Origin of the sequence: Kribbella albertanoniae (genome assembly GCF_004348455.1) — a bacterium.
In the GTDB taxonomy this organism is placed as follows: Bacteria; Actinomycetota; Actinomycetes; order Propionibacteriales; family Kribbellaceae; genus Kribbella; species Kribbella albertanoniae.
This window is the reverse complement of sequence record NZ_SMKA01000071.1, coordinates 1-15,954: the sequence shown is the minus strand read 5'-3', so window position 1 is coordinate 15,954 and position 15,954 is coordinate 1. Positions and strand designations below refer to the sequence as shown.

Sequence of the window (15,954 nt, the reverse complement as noted above, 5' to 3'; positions counted from 1 at the left end):
TCTACGCCCGGTCGCGGAGGGCTTTGAGGTCGGCTTGGCAGCGGGCTTCTACGTCGGCCAGGTCCTGGAGGGTTTGTTCCAGGTCCTGGCGGCGCTGTTCGAGGTCGGCCCGGCGGGTGGTGATCTGGGCCAGGAGGTACTCGAGCTGGCCTTCCTCGCCGGGTTCGGCGTCGTACATGTCGACGATGGTGGCGATCTCGTCGAGGGAGAAGCCGAGGCGTTTACCGCGGAGGATGAGGCCCAGGCGGACGCGGTCGCGCGGGTGGTAGACGCGGACGGTGCCGCGGCGTTCGGGGGTCAGCAGGCCGCGGTCCTCGTAGAAGCGGATGGTGCGCAGGGTGACGTCGTACTCGGCGGCGAGTTCGGCGATCGTCCAAGTTTCGGCGGGCACCCGGATATTGTGCACCTGGCCCACTGTGCTTTACGTTTACGTAAGCGTCAAGCACAGAGGAGTTGTCATGTTCGAGTTGTCCGAGGAGCACCGCGAGTTCCGGCGCAGTGTGCGTGACTTCGCCGAGGCGGAGATCGCGCCGCACGCGGCGGAGTGGGACCGCAAGCACTACTTCCCGGTGGAGGTCGTGCAGAAGATGGGCAAGCTCGGGCTGTTCGGCCTGACCGCGCCGGAGGAGTACGGCGGTGCGGGCGCCGACTTCACCAGCCTGTGCGTGGCGATCGAGGAGATCAGCCGGGTCGACCAGTCGATGGGGATCACGCTGGAAGCGGCGGTCGGGCTCGGGATCAACCCGATCCTGACCTACGGGACCGACGAGCAGAAGCAGCGGTGGCTGCCGGAGCTGGTGGCCGGGGAGAAGCTGGCCGGATTCGGGCTGACCGAGGCGGATTCCGGGTCTGATGCCGGTGCGACGAAGACGCGTGCGACGCTGGAGAACGGCGAGTGGGTGATCGACGGGTCCAAGCAGTTCATCACGAACTCGGGCTCCGCGATCACGTCGTGCGTGACGGTGACCGCACGGACGGGGACGCGGGAGGACGGTAAGCCGGAGATCTCCACGATCATCGTCCCGGCCGGAACACGGGGGTTCGTCGCAGAACCGCCGTACGACAAGCTTGGCTGGCATGCGAGCGACACGCACCCGCTGGCGTTGACCGGCGTCCGGGTGCCGGAGGCGAACCTGCTGGGTGTGCGCGGCAAGGGCTTCGCGCAGTTCCTGGCCACGCTGGACGACGGGCGGGTGGCGATCGCCGCGGTTGCGCTCGGCTGTATCCGGGCCTGTCTGGACATGTCCGTCCAGTACGCCGGTGAGCGGCAGACGTTCGGTGGCCCGATCGGCCGCAAGCAGGGGGTCGCGTTCCAGATCGCCGACCTGAAGGTGATGGCGGACGCGGCCGAGATGCTGGTCTACAAGGCGGCCGCGCTGAAGGATGCGGGCGCGCCGATGCAGGAGTTCAAGCAGGCCGCGTCAGTGGCGAAGCTGTATGCGAGTGAGTCCGCGGTGACCGCGACCCGGATCGCGACCCAGGTCTTCGGCGGCTACGGCTTCATGGAGGAGTACCCGGTCACCCGCTTCTACCGCGACGCCAAGATCCTGGAGATCGGCGAAGGTACGTCGGAAGTCCAGCGCATGCTGATCGCCCGAGGCCTCGGTCTCCCGGTCGAATGAGCCACAGCGTCCGAAGATCTGTGGTGCGTGGTCGGCGTGTTTTCGGACGTTACAGGTAGAAAGGCAGTCATGAGGGATCACTGGACCGAGGTGAAGACGGCCCGCGAGGCGACTCTGGCGCCGCCCGAGAAGGCCAAGGCCAAGCTCGACAGTCAGAACAAGCTGTACGTCCGCGACCGGATCGCGCTGCTCGTCGACGAGGGCAGCTTCGTCGAGGAGGCGCAGCTCGCCAACGCGCTGAACGCCGGTCTGCCGGCTGACGGCGTGGTCACGGGCCGCGCGCTCGTCGACGGCCGGCCGGCGCTGATCGTGGCGAACGACCCGACCGTGAAGGCGGGCTCCTGGGGTGCGCGGACGGTCGAGAAGATCGTCCGGATCACCGAGGTGGCGCTCCGCGACGAGCTGCCGATCTTCTGGCTGATCGACTCCGCGGGCGCCCGGATCACCGACCAGGTGCAGCTGTTCCCAGGCCGCCGCGGCGCCGGGCGGATCTTCCACAACCAGGTCGCGCTGTCCGGCAAGGTGCCGCAGATCTGCTGCCTGTTCGGCCCGTCCGCGGCCGGCGGTGCGTACATCCCGGCGTTCTGCGACCTGGTGATCATGGTCGACGGCAACGCCTCGATGTACCTGGGCTCACCCCGGATGGCCGAGATGGTCGTCGGTGAGAAGGTGACGCTGGAGGAGATGGGCGGCGCCCGGATGCACACCAGCGTCTCCGGCTGTGGTGATCTGCTCGCCTCCGACGACACCGAGGCGATCGAGCTGGCCAAGCAGTACTTCTCCTACCTCCCCGGTTCGTGGCGGGCGCGACCGCCGTCGTACGACGCCTCTGAGCCGGGCCGTGATTTCACCCGCGACCTGGTGCCGGTGGAGGAGAGTGTCGGGTTCGACATCCATGACGTGATCGACGCGATCACGGACGCGGACACCTTCTTCGAGATCAAGCCCGCGTACGCGCCGGAGCTGGTCGTCGGGTTCGGTCTGTTGGCCGGCCAGGTGGTCGGGTTCGTGGCCAACCAGCCGGCGGTCAAGGGCGGCGTACTGTTCGTCGACTCGGCGGACAAGGCGGCCCGGTTCATCTGGTTGTGCGACGCGTTCAACGTGCCGCTGATCTATCTGTGCGACGTACCGGGCTTCATGATCGGCAGCGAGGTAGAGCGGGCCGGCATCATCCGGCACGGCGCGAAGATGATCACCGCGGTGTCGGAGGCGACCGTCCCGACGGTCTCGGTGATCGTGCGCAAGGCGTACGGCGCGGGTCTTTACGCGATGTGCGGTCCCGGCTTCTCGCCGGACGCGTGTATCGCGCTGCCGACCGCGAAGATCGCGGTGATGGGGCCGGAGGCGGCGATCAACGCCGTGTACTACAACAAGATCCAGGAGATCGCCGACGAGACCGAGCGGGTCGAGTACGTCTCGAAACTGCGCGAGGAGTACGAGACCGACATCGACATCCTCCGGCTGGCCGCCGACCTGGTGATCGACGCGATCGTCGAGCCGGAGGACCTGCGCAATGACCTGATCGCCCGCCTGGGCGCCGCCCAGTCCAAGGACCGGCACTTCTCCACTCGGCGTCACGGAGTGCCGCCGGTCTAGGGTGTAGGTGTGACCTTCGCTGAGCGTTTACGGAATCGGCAGCAGCAGGTTGGCTACTGGGTGACGCTGGATGCGCCGCCCGCGACCGAGCGGATTGCGCGGGCGGGCTATGACTACGTAGTGCTCGACGGCCAGCACGGTCTGATCGGTTACCAGGGGTTGCTGAACGGACTGCTGGCGATTGATGCCGGTGGGTCCGCTGGGCTGGTGCGGGTGGAGGCGAACGACCCGACGCCGATCGGGCGTGCTCTGGACGCAGGTGCTTTCGGGGTGATCATCCCGCTGATCGACACCGCCGAGGACGTGGCCCGGGCGGTGCGGTCGGCTAAGTACCCACCGCTCGGCAGGCGGTCGTTCGGGCCGATGCGGTCCGCGCTACGGATCGATCCGGCACCGGCCGAGGCCAACAAGGTCACTGTGGTGCTGGCGATGATCGAGACGGCCCAGGCGCTCGAGAACGTCGCCGAGATCTGTGCAACGCCCGGACTGGACGGCCTGTACGTCGGTCCGGCCGATCTGAGCCTGTCTCTCGGTGCTCGCTACCCGGGCGACCCTGAGATCGCCGGTCCGTTCGAGGAGGCGATCGCGCTGATCGCCAAGACCGCTACGGCTGCCGGAATAGCGGTCGGCATCCACACGTTCGACGGAGAGAACGCCAGACTGCGTTTGGAACAGGGATACACGTTCGCCACGGTCTCCTCCGACCTCAGTCACCTGGAGGCCGTCGCGACTGAGCATCTGCGGATTGCACGCAGCTAGTTCGGCTAGTTCGGCTAGTTCGGCTAGGAGGTCCGGATGAGAGCACCCGAACGTGGTGCGTTGCCGCGGGGACTGGCGAGCACACTGGGCCGCGCCTACGGGCTGCTCACCGAGACGGTGCAGGATCTGAGCACTGCAGACTTTGCCCGCGAGACCAGGTGCTCCGGTATGCCGGTCGGCCCGCTGCTAGTGCACATCCTGTACGACGCTCAGCGCGCCCTGATCGCTTTTGCCAGCCCGGCCGTGGCTGCCCCGGACCGGGACTTCGTGAGCTACTGGCGTGACTTCCCGCCGGGTTCTGACGAGGACACGAGCTTCGTGCGCGGTGTGGCAGCGGCGTACCGCAAGCCCGGCGTACTGGTGCAGCACTGGCGTGAGGTGTCGGAGGCCGCCGTACGGGCTGCTGCGCTTGCGGAGGGCCGTGTGGAGACGCAGGGGCATGTGCTGGAGGTGCGGGACTTTGTCGCAACGCTGGTGCTGGAGGCAACCGTCCACCACCTCGACCTGACGCTGAACCTTCCCGACGCACCGGAGCCCGATCCAGAGGCGCTTCGCGTCACTGCGCGCACCCTGGACGGGCTGTTCGGCCCGGCGGCATGGGACGTGATCGATTGGGACACCACGACGTACGTGCTCAAAGGCACGGGCCGGCTGCCGCTGGACGACTCAGACCTCGACATGCTCGGCCAGCACGCGGACCGCCTGCCGCTACTGGGGTAGCACGCCGGCGAACGGGTCCTCGAGCTCCTTCCAGTCCAGACTGGCCAGCTCGGACTCCGTCAGCAGGCAGGCGTCGAGAATGGACTGCAGGCGGGCCGGGTCGAGTCCCATGCCAGTAGCAACCACTGTGCACTCGGCCAGGTGCTCAGTGTCCGACCACTCGCCCAGTGTGCCGAGCGAGGCGCTGTAACCGGCAGACTCCCAGCGCACACGCTGCGTGGGTCGGTTAGCCAGCCACACCACACCTCTGCTCCGTACGACGTTGTCGACGATGTCCTCGAGTGCTTCGTTCAACCGCGCCGGGTGCAGCGGCCTCGTGGACCGCCAGAGCACAGTGGTCACGCCCTCACCGCTCGGCTGCACCCGGTCGGCCGCGGCCAGGTCACCGGCCCACGACTCTGCAGCTGCGAAGTTGAACAGCCCAGTCCGTGCCACCGGCCCATCTGGTGCGCCGCTCGCGTCGGCCATGACCACGGTGGTGCGCGGGTTGAGGTGCAGCAGCAGGTTGTGCAGCCGGTCCGGCGCCTTACTGCGGTGGGCGTTGGCCAGTACGCAGACATCGGCGTACTCGATCTGGCGGGCGGTCAGCTCGGCCACGTTACGCCGGTCTGGCAGTCCGAGCGCCAGACCGCGTTCGTCGAGCAGTTCGTCGCCGGACAGCTGCTCCACCACCAGTACGGCGTCGACTACGCAGGTGACCGTGTCGACGGTGATCTCCGGCAACAGGGCGACCAGGGTGGACGCCAGCGGACGCGCCTCCATGGCTGGGGGAGCGGACAGTACGACGTGGTCCCAGTGCTTCCGCGCGACCAGGGTCTCCAGCAGCGGCATCAGGGACTCGATGAGCTGGCAGGCGCCGCAGTCGTCGCCGACGGTGAACTCACCGGCGTCGATCGGGCCGGTCGCATCGAGCACGCGCCAGTTGAGCACACCGCGCTCGGCGAGGTCGTCCTGATCGACCACCACGGCCACCGTGGTCGCATCCAGCATCGCGTCGAGAACGGGCTGCCGGAGCGTCGTTGACAGCCCGACCAGCAGGGACAGAGGGGTCTTCGCGTGGGCGGTCATGGAGCGAGTATATGAAAACGGTTTTCATCAGTCCAGGGCTGGGGTGGGCCGACTTTCCCGCCAGTACGGGAATTTTCCCGCTTTCCCGCGAAATCGCTTCTCCCTTGCTGTTAACAGTTAAGCGTCCACGCTCTGGTCACCGAGGCCCCGCGTGCCTATGGTCGCGACCATGGGCGAGCGCGAGTTTGCCGAGGTGCTGCGCGCGGCCATCCAGGCGCGCGGACTCGGCCTGGAGCGGATCCGCGAGCGGCTGCTGGTGCAGGGCGTGTCGGTCAGCATGGCCACCTTGAGCTACTGGCAGTCCGGCCGCTCACGTCCGGAGCGCCGGGACTCGCTTACTGCGGTCGCGCTGCTGGAGGAGGTGCTGGAGGTCCCCGTCGGCACCCTGTCCGCGTCGCTGGGGCCACCGCGCCCGCGCGGTCGCTGGCTGAGCACTGTCCCCGATCGGCCGGACGTAGCGGCGTACTGGCCTCGTCCTGGTGCGGTTGAAGCGGCGGTGCGCGAGGTGGACATCCACTGGGACGAGCGGCTGACCCGCATCAGTCAGCACGACCGGGTGTTCATCGGTGCGGACCGCGGTGAGCGTTCGTACCACTCCCGGCAGGTGCTGCGTGCTGAGGCGGACGGACCGGACAGGTGGGTGGTGATCATGCATCTGGACGAGCATGACCGCCCGCTGCCGGACATCTGGCCGCTCCGGCACTGCTCGCTCGGCCGGACGGTACGGCGTCCTGAGGACGGACTGCTCGTTGCTGAGCTGCTTTTCGACCGCCCACTGCGCAAGGGCGAGACAGTGATCACCGAGCACGAACTGGTGAACGTCGCGCCTTATCCACCGGCGACGAACTACGAGCGCAAGTTCCGGCTGCCGGTGCGTGAGTTCGTGCTCGAGCTCTGCTTCGACCCGGACGTGCTGCCGGCCACCTGTACGGCGTTCTCGCAGCTGGACGACGGTGCGGAGCAGACGCGCGTGGTCGATGTCGCGCCTGAGGTGCACGACGTCGTACTGAACTTCGGGCCTGGCCGACACGGGTTCCGCTGGACTTGGGTGTGAACTGTTAAGGCCGTTTAGTTAACTGTGAAAGGGGTTCCGGCGATTTTCACTTGCCGGTCGCGCTCCTAGGTTCGGTGCACCGTCCCAACCGGAGGAGTGCACCATGCGAACGAGAGTCCCCGCGATCCTGCTGCTGAGTGGCAGCCTGGTCGCTGTGCCGACCCAGTCGAGTGCCGCACCGCCCGAACCGCACCAGGTCTCGGCGGCGCTGGCGTCCAGTGCCGGCCAGGCCGGTCGCTGGATCGAGAACGGCCGCCTGGTGGTTGCCGTGACCAGCGATGCGGCCGCCGCTCAGGCTCGGGCTGCTGGTGCCAGCCCGAAGTACGTCACTCGCAGCCAGCAGCAGCTGGATGGGCTGCTGGCCAAGGTCGACCAGATCGCCCGTGGGCAGAACAACCTGCGCAGCTGGGGAATCGACCCGGTGACGAACCAGGTCGTGGTCAAGGCGCGCGGGGGCAGCGATGCCTTCCGCGGACTGGACGGCGTACGGGTGGAGTCTGTGGCGACGACGTTCCGCCAGCAGGCCGGCGAGGTGAACCCGGGCGACCCGTGGTGGCCGGGCGGTGAATCCAACTGTTCCGTCGGGTTCCCGGCAACGGATGCCCAGGGCAACAAGCACTTCGTGACGGCAGGCCACTGCACCAACGATGCGAACCAGGCGGCGTACGGCGCAAGTGGTCAGAGCAACAAGCTCGGTACGTCGAACGTCGGTGGCAGCCGTAGCGTGAACGCGCGCGAAGGTGACATGGGTGTTGTCGCAGTCACCGAGGCCGGCTGGACTACCTCGCCGAACGTCAACACCTGGGGTCAGCCCGCAGTCACCGTCACCGGAGCGGCCGAGGCGATCGTCGGCGACACGGTCTGCCACTCCGGCAACACTGCGCCGAACTGGGAGTGCGGCAAGGTCAGTGCGGTCAACCAGACGATCGACTACGGCAACGTCGTGATCGAGGGGCTGACGACGACGTCGGCCTGTTCTCAGGGTGGTGACTCCGGTGGTGCGTGGCTGCGCGGCGACAAAGCGGTCGGTCTGCACTCCGGTGGCAACTCGTCCTGCGTGACGGGTGACCAGGACAACTCGATCTTCCAGCCGGTCTCCGAGGCGCTCACCAAATGGAACCTGACTCTGCTCACCGGTTCTGGCGATCCGGACCCTGACCCCGATCCTGACCCGGTTGAGCGGACCTTCAGTAACGCCACGGACTACCCGATCCGCGACTTCCAGACCACGGTCAGCCCACTCAAGTCGACCGCGACCGGACGCACCGCGAGCCCGGTCAAGGTGAAGGTCGAGGGCAACCACACCTGCCTCGAGGACCTCAACATCAGCCTGGTCTCCCCGAGCGGCCGCTGGTACTACCTGCAGCGCAGCGGCGGCTTCAGTTGCCACCCGCTGCCGGCCAGCAAGACGTACGACGTCGCCGCCAACGAGACCGCCGCCGGCACCTGGACCCTGCGCATCGGCGACAACGGCCCCGGCGACTCCGGCACCCTCACGAACTGGTCCATCACCCTCTAACAGCCGCAGTCGTTTGCTCGGCTGCGCACGGACTGGTGGGCGGGCCACCCATCCGGTGAGCCCACCCACCACCCCGCGCATCTCATGGGTTACCCCATCCGCTTGTGGGTTTTGCACCCGCATGCGAGTACAGAACCCGCAAGCTGGTGGGGGAACCCATCGGATGGGTTGATTTGGGTGACTGGTTGCTGCCAGGGGTGGCGGAACTGGGTGCGCACTCTTTCGGCATTCTGTGCGCACTCTTGTGGCACAAAGGGGAATTCGGGCTTGGAAAGCGCTTTTCATCGGCTAGCCTGCCCAGCATGTTGACGCACCGTCGCGGGAGCTTGGCGCTGGTCGTCGTGCTGATCCTCGGGATCGCCGGCGCCGGATTCGTCGTGTTCGCGTCGGCGGGTGGTTCGGTGCGGCCGGTCAGTGACAGCACCTTGTCGCCGAAGCCGGCGCCGACGGTGACGCGGACCACGACGGCGGCGACGCTGCCGACCTTCTCGCAGCGGCCCGGCGAGGAGGCTAAGACCCGGGAGGTTCCGGGCTGGATCCAGGGTCTGTTCCAAGCGCTGCTCTGGCTGGCCGGGGCTGCCTTGCTCGTGTTCATGGCGCTGCTGATCTACCGAATCATCCGGCGAGTGCAGTTGCCCGCGGTGACCGAGTCCGACCCGGACTGGGAGCGGGTCGCCGCGGAGAAGCTCGCGGAGGCGGTCGACACCGGCTTGGCCGCAATCGATTCGGGTCGGGCGACCGATGCAGTGATCGCTTGCTGGGTTGCGTTGGAGCAGGCGGCCGCGTCGGCGGGTGTCGCGCGGGAGCCGGCTGAGACACCGTCCGAGTTCACTGTGCGCGTGCTCGGCGTGGGTGGGATCTCCGAGCCGCATCTGATCCGGCTGGGCGAGCTGTACCGCGAGGCCCGGTACTCGACGCACGGTTCCAGGGAGGGGTCCCGGGCCGAGGCGCGGGCGGCACTCATCCGGTTGCGGGACGACTTGGCCGCCGTACATGCCGCTGCCGCTTCCTCGGATGGAGCGGAGGTGCGCGGATGACGTCGTACAAATGGACTCCGCTGGACGAGGGTGAGCGGCCCGCGCCGAAGCCGACGGTTCGCTCGATGCGGCTGAACAAGGTGCTCTTGCAGCATGTCGGTTTCACCGTCGTGGCGAGCCTGCTACTGGTGGGCGCGTTCGGCGCGGCTGGGATGGCTCCGCGGCCGCTGTGGTTCGTCGCCGCTGCTCTGGCGGTCGGCTTCGGTTCGGTGGCCTTGCGGCAACTGGGCCCGCAACTGCTGGAGACCAGTTGGCCCGCCCGGCAGGACGCGGAGCTCGCGGCGGCACGGGATCAGAGCAACGACAACCGGACGCAGTTCATCGCGACCTGGTTGCAGGAGTCGAGCCGCGAGCGGCGGAACGGCGAAGGCTCGTTCACGTTCGCCCGACGGATCCAGCCGCTGTTGCTGGAGCTGACCATCGACCGGCTCGTGCACCGGCACGGTATCGATCCCGACCTCGACCCGGACCGCGCCCGGGCGTTCGTCGGCGACCAACTGTGGGACCTGATCACCTCCGACGACAAGCGCATCGCGACCCTCGCCGAGATCGAGGCCGCGATCCAGACCATCGAGAACCTGTGAGGAACCGTGACCGATTCCGAAACCCGACCCGCCGACGTCATCACCCCGGGCGGGAGCGTGGGCCGGGAGCTGGCGCTGGCGGAGGTCTCCGACCTCAGCCGGCGGGTGCTGGAGCGGGTCGGCCAGGCCGTCGTCGGTAAGGGTGAGTCGCTCGAGCTGGTCCTCGCGGGGATCCTGGCCGGCGGGCACGTGCTGCTCGAGGACTATCCGGGGCTGGCGAAGACCCTGGCGGCGCGATCGTTCGCGCAGGCGCTGGGGCTGGAGTTCCGGCGCGTGCAGTTCACGCCGGACCTGCTGCCGTCCGATGTGACCGGCGCGTTCGTGTACGACCAGAAGGATTCGGAGTTCGTCTTCCGGCCGGGCCCGATCTTCACCGGTCTGCTGCTGGCCGACGAGATCAACCGGACACCACCGAAGACACAGGCCGCGCTGCTGGAGTCGATGCAGGAGCATCAGGTGACGGTCGAAGGGCAGACCTTCCCGCTGCCGGTGCCGTTCCACGTGCTCGCCACGGCGAACCCGGTGGAGTACGAGGGCACCTACCCGCTGCCGGAGGCGCAGCTCGACCGCTTCATGCTGCGGATCGGGTTCGGTTACCCGACCGCTGCCGAGGAGTGGGAGGTGCTGCGGCGCCGGATGAGTCGCCGGACCGAGGACCAGAAGGTCGAGGCCGTCACCGACGCCGCCGGTCTGCTCGCCGCGCAGCAGGCCGTTGAGACTGTCACGGTCGACGACACTGTCGGCCAGTACTGCGTCGACCTGGCTTCGGCGACCCGGCGTGACTCGCAGGTGCTGGTCGGTGCGTCACCACGTGGTTCGCTGGCGCTGCTGCTCACCGCCCGGGCGTATGCGGTGATCAAGGGCCGCGACTACGTCGTACCGGAGGATGTGAAGGCGGTTGCGGTGCCTGCGCTTGCGCACCGGATCACGGTCCGGCCGGAGCTGTGGCTGCACGACGTGACTGGGGCGACTGTGGTGCGCTCCGTGCTCGGTGCCGTGCCGACGCCGCCCACCGTTGTCGGCGCTGGTCGTTGAGACGCGACATGTCCGGGGGAGTCGGTTCATCCGCGGCGGTTGAATCATGAGGTGGCAGCCGACGCACGCGCACGTCCGCGTGATCGTGGTCGCGGCGGTGCTGCTCGTCATCGCCGTGCTGGCGCGACGGCCGGATGCTGCAGTGTTCGGGTTGCCACTGGCGTTCATCGCGGTGTGGGGACGGTTCTTCCGGCCGCGCGCTGAGCCTGAGGTGCAGACCGAGCTGGATGCGGATGTGCTGTTCGAGGGACAGGCAACGACGTACCGGCTGCGCGTCCAGGGGACGGTGGATCCGGACATCGATCTGATCGTTGCGGCACTGCCACGGTCCAAATGGTTCGACTACTCACCTCGCCAAGCCGCCGTTGCCGAACCTGTCAGCCCACATGAGGGTGTGGCGTTGGAAGTCGGGGTTCGGTCCAAGCGGTGGGGATTGCGGGCGCTGGAGAAGCCGACCGTGGTGGCTACTTCGGTGCTGGGCGCCTACCGGATCCGGGTGACGTCGGCCGCTGCGTCGTCAGTGACGACGTTGCCGTTGCGGGAAGGGTTCGAAGCGGTGGATGCGATGCCGCGGCCGGCCGGGCTGGTCGGGCTGCATCGGTCACGGCGGCCGGGCGAAGGGACGGAGCTGGCCGGGGTTCGGCCGTTCCGGACCGGTGACCGGTTGCGTCGGATCAACTGGTCGGTGTCCGCGCGGACCCGCGAGCTGCACGTCACCTCGACCTGGTCGGACCGCGATACCGAGGTGGTGATCCTGCTCGATACCGGCGGCGAGATCGGGGTCAGCGAAGGGATCGACGGCCGGTCGAGCAGTCTCGACACCGCTGTCCGCGCGGCCGCCTCGATCGCCGAGCACTACCTGAGGCACGGCGACCGAGTCCGCCTGGTCGACACCGGAAACCTGGTGCGCGGAGTTCGCTCCGGCAGCGGACGCGGTCACCTCCGCCGCATCCTCGACGCACTCGTGCACGCCGACCGCAGAGGCCGCCAGCCCGACCGAGACCAACTCGCCCAGCGGAACCGGATCAAGTCCGACAGCCTCGTCCTGGTGCTGAGCCCACTCCTCCGCCAAGTCGTCCTCGGCTACGTCGTCACTCTCGTCCACTCCGGCTGCACCGTCATCGCCGTCGACACCCTGCCTCCCGACGTCGTCTCGGTCCTCGACCTCGACGAACACGACAAGCGCGCCTGGCCCCTCGCCTGGCGCCTCCGCCTCCTCGAACGCCGCCGCGAACTCGACCGCCTCGGCGACCTCGGCGTCCCCACCGTCCCCTGGCGAGGCTCCGGCACCCTGGACGAAGTCCTCCGCGACGCCGCCCGCCTAGCCTCCGCCCCAAGGATGCGCTCATGACTCTGTCGAATGCCACGCCTCCGGCGCGGCGGGTCACGGGGCCTTGGTTCCCGGCCTTCCCTCGTCGCTCCAGTCGCTGTACACATAGCCACGCTCCGCGCGGCAGGTCCTGGGCCCTTGATTCCCGTCCTTCCCTCGTCGCTCCAGTCGCTTCGCTCCCTGCGCTCCTCAGTCCAGGCCGGGGGGCCCAGGACCGGGCTCCCTGCGCTCCTCAGTCCAGGACGGGGGCCCCGTGACAGTCGCTGAAAAGTTGACCCTGTGGTTGGCGCAGTTGCGCGATACCGGCCGCGGTGTGCTGGTCGCACGGCTGACAATCGCGGTCGCCGGAGCGCTGGCAATCATCGTGCCGGGGACCGCGGCGTGGGACCAGCTGGACCTGGTGCCGCTGGTGGCGATTCCGTTGCTGGCGGCAACTGTCGTGCTGCCCGACTCGCTGGCCGGCGTGCTGTTGCTGCTGGCGGTGACGCTCGGCTGGCTGGTCCGAGCACCAGCCGAGATCAACTGGCAGCTGGTCATCACCGGCATCGCGCTAGTAGTCACGCACCTGGCCACCGCCTTCGCCGCGCAACTACCGTCGTACGTCCGAATAGAACGCCGAGCCCTCCGCCGCTGGATCCTCCCCGGAGCGATCGCAGTAATCGTCACCCCAGCAGTCGCCATCGCTGCCGCACTCGTCCAAGGCGCGAACGTCGCAGGCTCCCTACTCGTAACAGTCGGCGCACTCGCCTTGGCCACCATCACCATCTGGTTCACCGCCGGCCAACGCCTGACCCGCGACTAACCCATCTCCGGTACGGCGCTCAGTCGCCAGAAACCGTGGTTGCTCACAACTGCGGGCGGCGTTACAGACGAGGTGTGACTTGGCGGGTGCCTGGCTGGGCGGATGGTTCGGTCGGCGGTCAGAGGTGAACGTTGCCTGGGGCTGACGGGCTTTGGTTGCTGCCGGTGGTGACGAGGCCTGTCTGCTGACCCGCCGCGGTGATTTGAGGCAGATCCGGCTGGTTGGGGTGCTGAATGCGGTTGTCCGGCGGGGCTGGGGAGTCGTACCTCCCGCAAACGACGGGTAGAACTCCCCAGCCCGCGCAGGAACCAGCCGAACGGCGAACCGCGTACGTGACCGCGGTACAGCCGGCTCACCTGCACGCGGCGCAGCAGAGCGCCGTACCCGCAATGTCCGAAGGAACCGCACGCCTCGTCGCGCACCTGGTCGCCGGATCCGCGGACAGGAGACCGGATATCCCCTGAACTGGCCCCCTCTCCCCTCAAATTTTCAGGGGAGAAGGGACAAGGTCGGGGGTTGTCCGTTCAAATTGCCGAGCGAGGCGGGCGAACCGGTGAGGGTGGTGGGTGGTAAACGCTTGCTGAAGGATAGTTGCGGCTGGTTGACTTCTGGGGTGAGGTTTTTCCCATCGCCCTGGGAGTTGTTGTGTACATCAGTCGCCGCCGTCTGCTGTCGTTCGTCCCCGCCACCGCGCTGCTGACCGCGGTGAACCCGGCCCGAGCCACCGCGGTCACCGCTTCCGCGCCAAACGCGTTGCTTGCCAATGCGATCGCGATCTACGCCGGTACGGCGGAATCGAACGCTCGACCCGAAGTCGCCGCCAAGCTGACCGCGATGGACACGACCGCGCGGACCTGGCTGGCCGCGATGGACCGGGCCGGGGCCACCGAGCTGTTCGCGGGCCTGCCGCTCGGGACCAGCGATCCGAATCTGAGCGCGTCGTACCAGCACCTCTACGAGATCGCCCTCGCGTACCGCCGGCCCGGACCGGCCTCCGACCTGCAGGGCAACCCAGAGGTTCGCGCGAAGGTCATCGACGGGCTGCAACGACTGCACGACGGCTGGTACGGCGACCAGGCGAAGGGGTATTACGGCAACTGGTTCACCTGGGAGATCGGGATCTCCACGTTCGCCTCCAAGACGCTCGCGCTGATCGACGCGCCCGCCACCCTGATCACGCCGTACGTCGCCTCGATGGACTCCTACCTGCGCAACGGGAAGAACGGCGACGTCGACCTCGACTCCCGGTTCCACACCGGCGCGAACCTGGTCGACATCACCGCGAACCGTGTCCTGCAAGGCGCTTTGCTCGGTGACGACGCCCGGATCCGGAAGGCGCTCACCGACCAGTTCACCGTCTTCGCGACCATCGATCCGTACAACCTGCAGCACGGCGTCACCGACGGGTACTACGCCGACGGCTCCTTCGTCCAGCACGCGTCCGTCGCGTACACGGGCTCCTACGGCAAAGCCCTGCTCAGCCGGGTCGTGCAGACGATCAAAGTCCTCGCCGGTACGTCGTACGCCCAGACCGGCGAGTTGATCGGCGTCGTCCAGGGCTGGGTCGAGGACGGGTTCGCCCCGCTGATCTTCGAGGGCTGGATGATGGAGATCGTCAAGGGCCGTGCGGTTTCAAGACCTGGCACCGGGTACGACGACGTCGCGGTGATCGTCGAGGCCGTAGTCGACCTCGCCGACTACGCGGGAGCGCAGGACGCGGCAAGGTTGAAGGCGTTCGCCAAGTTCACCGCGCGGCCGACGATCAACCCGAACAGTTTCGTCTCGCCGGTGAGTATCGCGCGGTTCGCGGATCTGCGCGCCGACCCGGCGGTCGTGCCGGCCGACCTCAACCCGGCCGCGAGCAGTACGGCGTTCAACGCGATGGATCGGACTGTCCACCGGCGGCCGGGGTATGCGTTCGCCCTGGCGCGGAGCTCGGACCGGATCAGCAAGTACGAGTACATGAGCGGCGAGAACCTGATGCCGTGGTTCCAGGGCGACGGCGCGCACTACCTGTACCTGAGCGGCCAGGACCAAACCCGCTCGTACGGCGTCGACTACTTCACGACCGTCTCGCCGTACGCGCTCGGCGGGGTGACTGCGCCGGTCGAGACCCGCAAGACGATCCCCGAGCTCTACGGCACGGCGTACTACAACCGCCCGCCGGAGTTCACGCCGTCGTCGGAGGCGCAGAACACCTACGTCTACTTCCCGACCGGCACCAACAAGCACTCCGGTGGCGCGACCCTCGACGCGTACGGCGCAGTCGGCTGGGTGCAGTCGGACGACTTCGCCCACGCCTCCCGCGACGAACTCCCGGACGACTTCGTGACGTACCGGAACGCGTCGGCCACGAAGTCCTGGTTCCTGCTCGACGACGAGATCGTGGTCCTCGCCGCGGGTATCCACGACGCCGGCCGCCCGGTCACCACCACCCTCGACACCCGCATCGCCGCGCCCGGCGATCCCGTGACCATCACCGGTGTACGGCGAGATGGCCGCCCCTGGACGGGATCCGGCGACCCACGCTGGCTGCGCTATGCCGCCAATAACGTTGCTGTCGGCTACTACTTCCTCGCGCCGACCGAGGTTTCGTCAACCCTGCAAGACGTTATCCGCAGTCGCCGCACCATCCGAGCCTCGAATCCGGACACCCCAGTCACCAAACAGGTCTTCGCCCTGACCGCTGCCCAGCCGGCCGGATCCACCCGCGCCCTCGCCTACGCCCTGGTTCCCAACGCAACCGAGCCAGCGCTCCGCGCCTACAACCACGGACGACTCGCCGTACTGGCCAACACCCCACGCCTACAAGCGATCCAGCACCTGGG

The 15,954-nt window shown here is 67.9% G+C and carries 14 protein-coding genes; 12 read left to right on the top strand and 2 right to left on the bottom strand.

What is annotated here, in order from left to right; translation table 11 throughout:
• Position 1 precedes the first annotated feature (1 nt).
• Positions 2–391, bottom strand: coding sequence for a MerR family transcriptional regulator (locus E1261_RS17670; RefSeq protein WP_238176282.1), 390 nt, complete (start codon positions 389–391; stop codon positions 2–4).
• Between the two features lie 67 nt (positions 392–458).
• Here E1261_RS17670 and E1261_RS17665 point away from each other — a divergent pair, with 67 nt between their 5' ends.
• From E1261_RS17665 to E1261_RS17650, 4 genes are all read left to right on the top strand, one after another.
• Positions 459–1,622: an acyl-CoA dehydrogenase family protein gene (locus tag E1261_RS17665; RefSeq protein WP_132407964.1), complete on the top strand. Its 1,164-nt coding sequence runs from the start codon at positions 459–461 to the stop codon at positions 1,620–1,622.
• 69 nt (positions 1,623–1,691) lie between these two features.
• A complete protein-coding gene (locus E1261_RS17660; RefSeq protein WP_132407963.1) occupies positions 1,692–3,218 on the top strand; it encodes an acyl-CoA carboxylase subunit beta in 1,527 nt (508 codons plus the stop codon).
• Positions 3,219–3,227: 9 nt separating this feature from the next.
• Positions 3,228–3,977, top strand: a complete 750-nt coding sequence (locus E1261_RS17655; protein WP_132407962.1) for an HpcH/HpaI aldolase family protein — start codon at positions 3,228–3,230, stop codon at positions 3,975–3,977.
• Between the two features lie 36 nt (positions 3,978–4,013).
• Complete coding sequence (locus E1261_RS17650; RefSeq protein WP_132407961.1) at positions 4,014–4,697, top strand: maleylpyruvate isomerase N-terminal domain-containing protein; 684 nt, start codon at positions 4,014–4,016, stop codon at positions 4,695–4,697.
• On the opposite strand, the gene E1261_RS17645 is transcribed toward E1261_RS17650, so the two are convergent.
• Complete coding sequence (locus E1261_RS17645) at positions 4,686–5,765, bottom strand: CobW family GTP-binding protein (protein ID WP_132407960.1); 1,080 nt, start codon at positions 5,763–5,765, stop codon at positions 4,686–4,688. The genes E1261_RS17650 and E1261_RS17645 overlap by 12 nt on opposite strands.
• A 169-nt stretch (positions 5,766–5,934) precedes the next feature.
• Here E1261_RS17645 and E1261_RS17640 point away from each other — a divergent pair, with 169 nt between their 5' ends.
• The 8 genes from E1261_RS17640 to E1261_RS17605 form a co-directional block, all read left to right on the top strand.
• On the top strand, positions 5,935–6,819 hold the full coding sequence (locus E1261_RS17640; RefSeq protein ID WP_238176281.1) for a helix-turn-helix domain-containing protein: 885 nt from the start codon (positions 5,935–5,937) through the stop codon (positions 6,817–6,819).
• A gap of 103 nt (positions 6,820–6,922) precedes the next feature.
• Complete coding sequence (locus tag E1261_RS17635; protein WP_132407959.1) at positions 6,923–8,338, top strand: proprotein convertase P-domain-containing protein; 1,416 nt, start codon at positions 6,923–6,925, stop codon at positions 8,336–8,338.
• Positions 8,339–8,640: 302 nt separating this feature from the next.
• Positions 8,641–9,375, top strand: a complete 735-nt coding sequence (locus tag E1261_RS17630; RefSeq protein WP_132407958.1) for a DUF4129 domain-containing protein — start codon at positions 8,641–8,643, stop codon at positions 9,373–9,375.
• A complete protein-coding gene (locus E1261_RS17625; RefSeq protein ID WP_238176280.1) occupies positions 9,372–9,959 on the top strand; it encodes a hypothetical protein in 588 nt (195 codons plus the stop codon). The genes E1261_RS17630 and E1261_RS17625 overlap by 4 nt, the downstream gene beginning before the upstream one ends.
• A gap of 6 nt (positions 9,960–9,965) precedes the next feature.
• A complete protein-coding gene (locus E1261_RS17620; RefSeq protein WP_420814012.1) occupies positions 9,966–10,994 on the top strand; it encodes an AAA family ATPase in 1,029 nt (342 codons plus the stop codon).
• A gap of 46 nt (positions 10,995–11,040) precedes the next feature.
• Positions 11,041–12,345 (top strand): DUF58 domain-containing protein, encoded by a 1,305-nt coding sequence (locus E1261_RS17615; protein WP_132407957.1) that lies wholly within the window; start codon positions 11,041–11,043, stop codon positions 12,343–12,345.
• A gap of 232 nt (positions 12,346–12,577) precedes the next feature.
• The gene (locus tag E1261_RS17610; RefSeq protein ID WP_132407956.1) at positions 12,578–13,126 is read left to right on the top strand and encodes a hypothetical protein; all 549 of its coding nucleotides are present in this window, start codon (positions 12,578–12,580) and stop codon (positions 13,124–13,126) included.
• 645 nt (positions 13,127–13,771) lie between these two features.
• Positions 13,772–15,954, top strand: a 2,183-nt coding sequence (locus E1261_RS17605) for a polysaccharide lyase family 8 super-sandwich domain-containing protein (protein WP_132407955.1), incomplete at its 3' end; no start/stop codon positions are given.

What these genes read in the sequence shown, in the direction of transcription:
- E1261_RS17650 (WP_132407961.1), top strand. Translation starts at nt 4,014, where the DNA reads ATGAGAGCACCCGAACGTGGTGCGTTGCCGCGGGGACTGGCGAGCACA.
- E1261_RS17630 (WP_132407958.1), top strand. Translation starts at nt 8,641, where the DNA reads ATGTTGACGCACCGTCGCGGGAGCTTGGCGCTGGTCGTCGTGCTGATC.
- E1261_RS17665 (WP_132407964.1), top strand. Translation starts at nt 459, where the DNA reads ATGTTCGAGTTGTCCGAGGAGCACCGCGAGTTCCGGCGCAGTGTGCGT.
- E1261_RS17645 (WP_132407960.1), bottom strand. Translation starts at nt 5,765, where the DNA reads ATGACCGCCCACGCGAAGACCCCTCTGTCCCTGCTGGTCGGGCTGTCA.
- E1261_RS17615 (WP_132407957.1), top strand. Translation starts at nt 11,041, where the DNA reads ATGAGGTGGCAGCCGACGCACGCGCACGTCCGCGTGATCGTGGTCGCG.
- E1261_RS17640 (WP_238176281.1), top strand. Translation starts at nt 5,935, where the DNA reads ATGGGCGAGCGCGAGTTTGCCGAGGTGCTGCGCGCGGCCATCCAGGCG.
- E1261_RS17660 (WP_132407963.1), top strand. Translation starts at nt 1,692, where the DNA reads ATGAGGGATCACTGGACCGAGGTGAAGACGGCCCGCGAGGCGACTCTG.
- E1261_RS17625 (WP_238176280.1), top strand. Translation starts at nt 9,372, where the DNA reads ATGACGTCGTACAAATGGACTCCGCTGGACGAGGGTGAGCGGCCCGCG.
- E1261_RS17635 (WP_132407959.1), top strand. Translation starts at nt 6,923, where the DNA reads ATGCGAACGAGAGTCCCCGCGATCCTGCTGCTGAGTGGCAGCCTGGTC.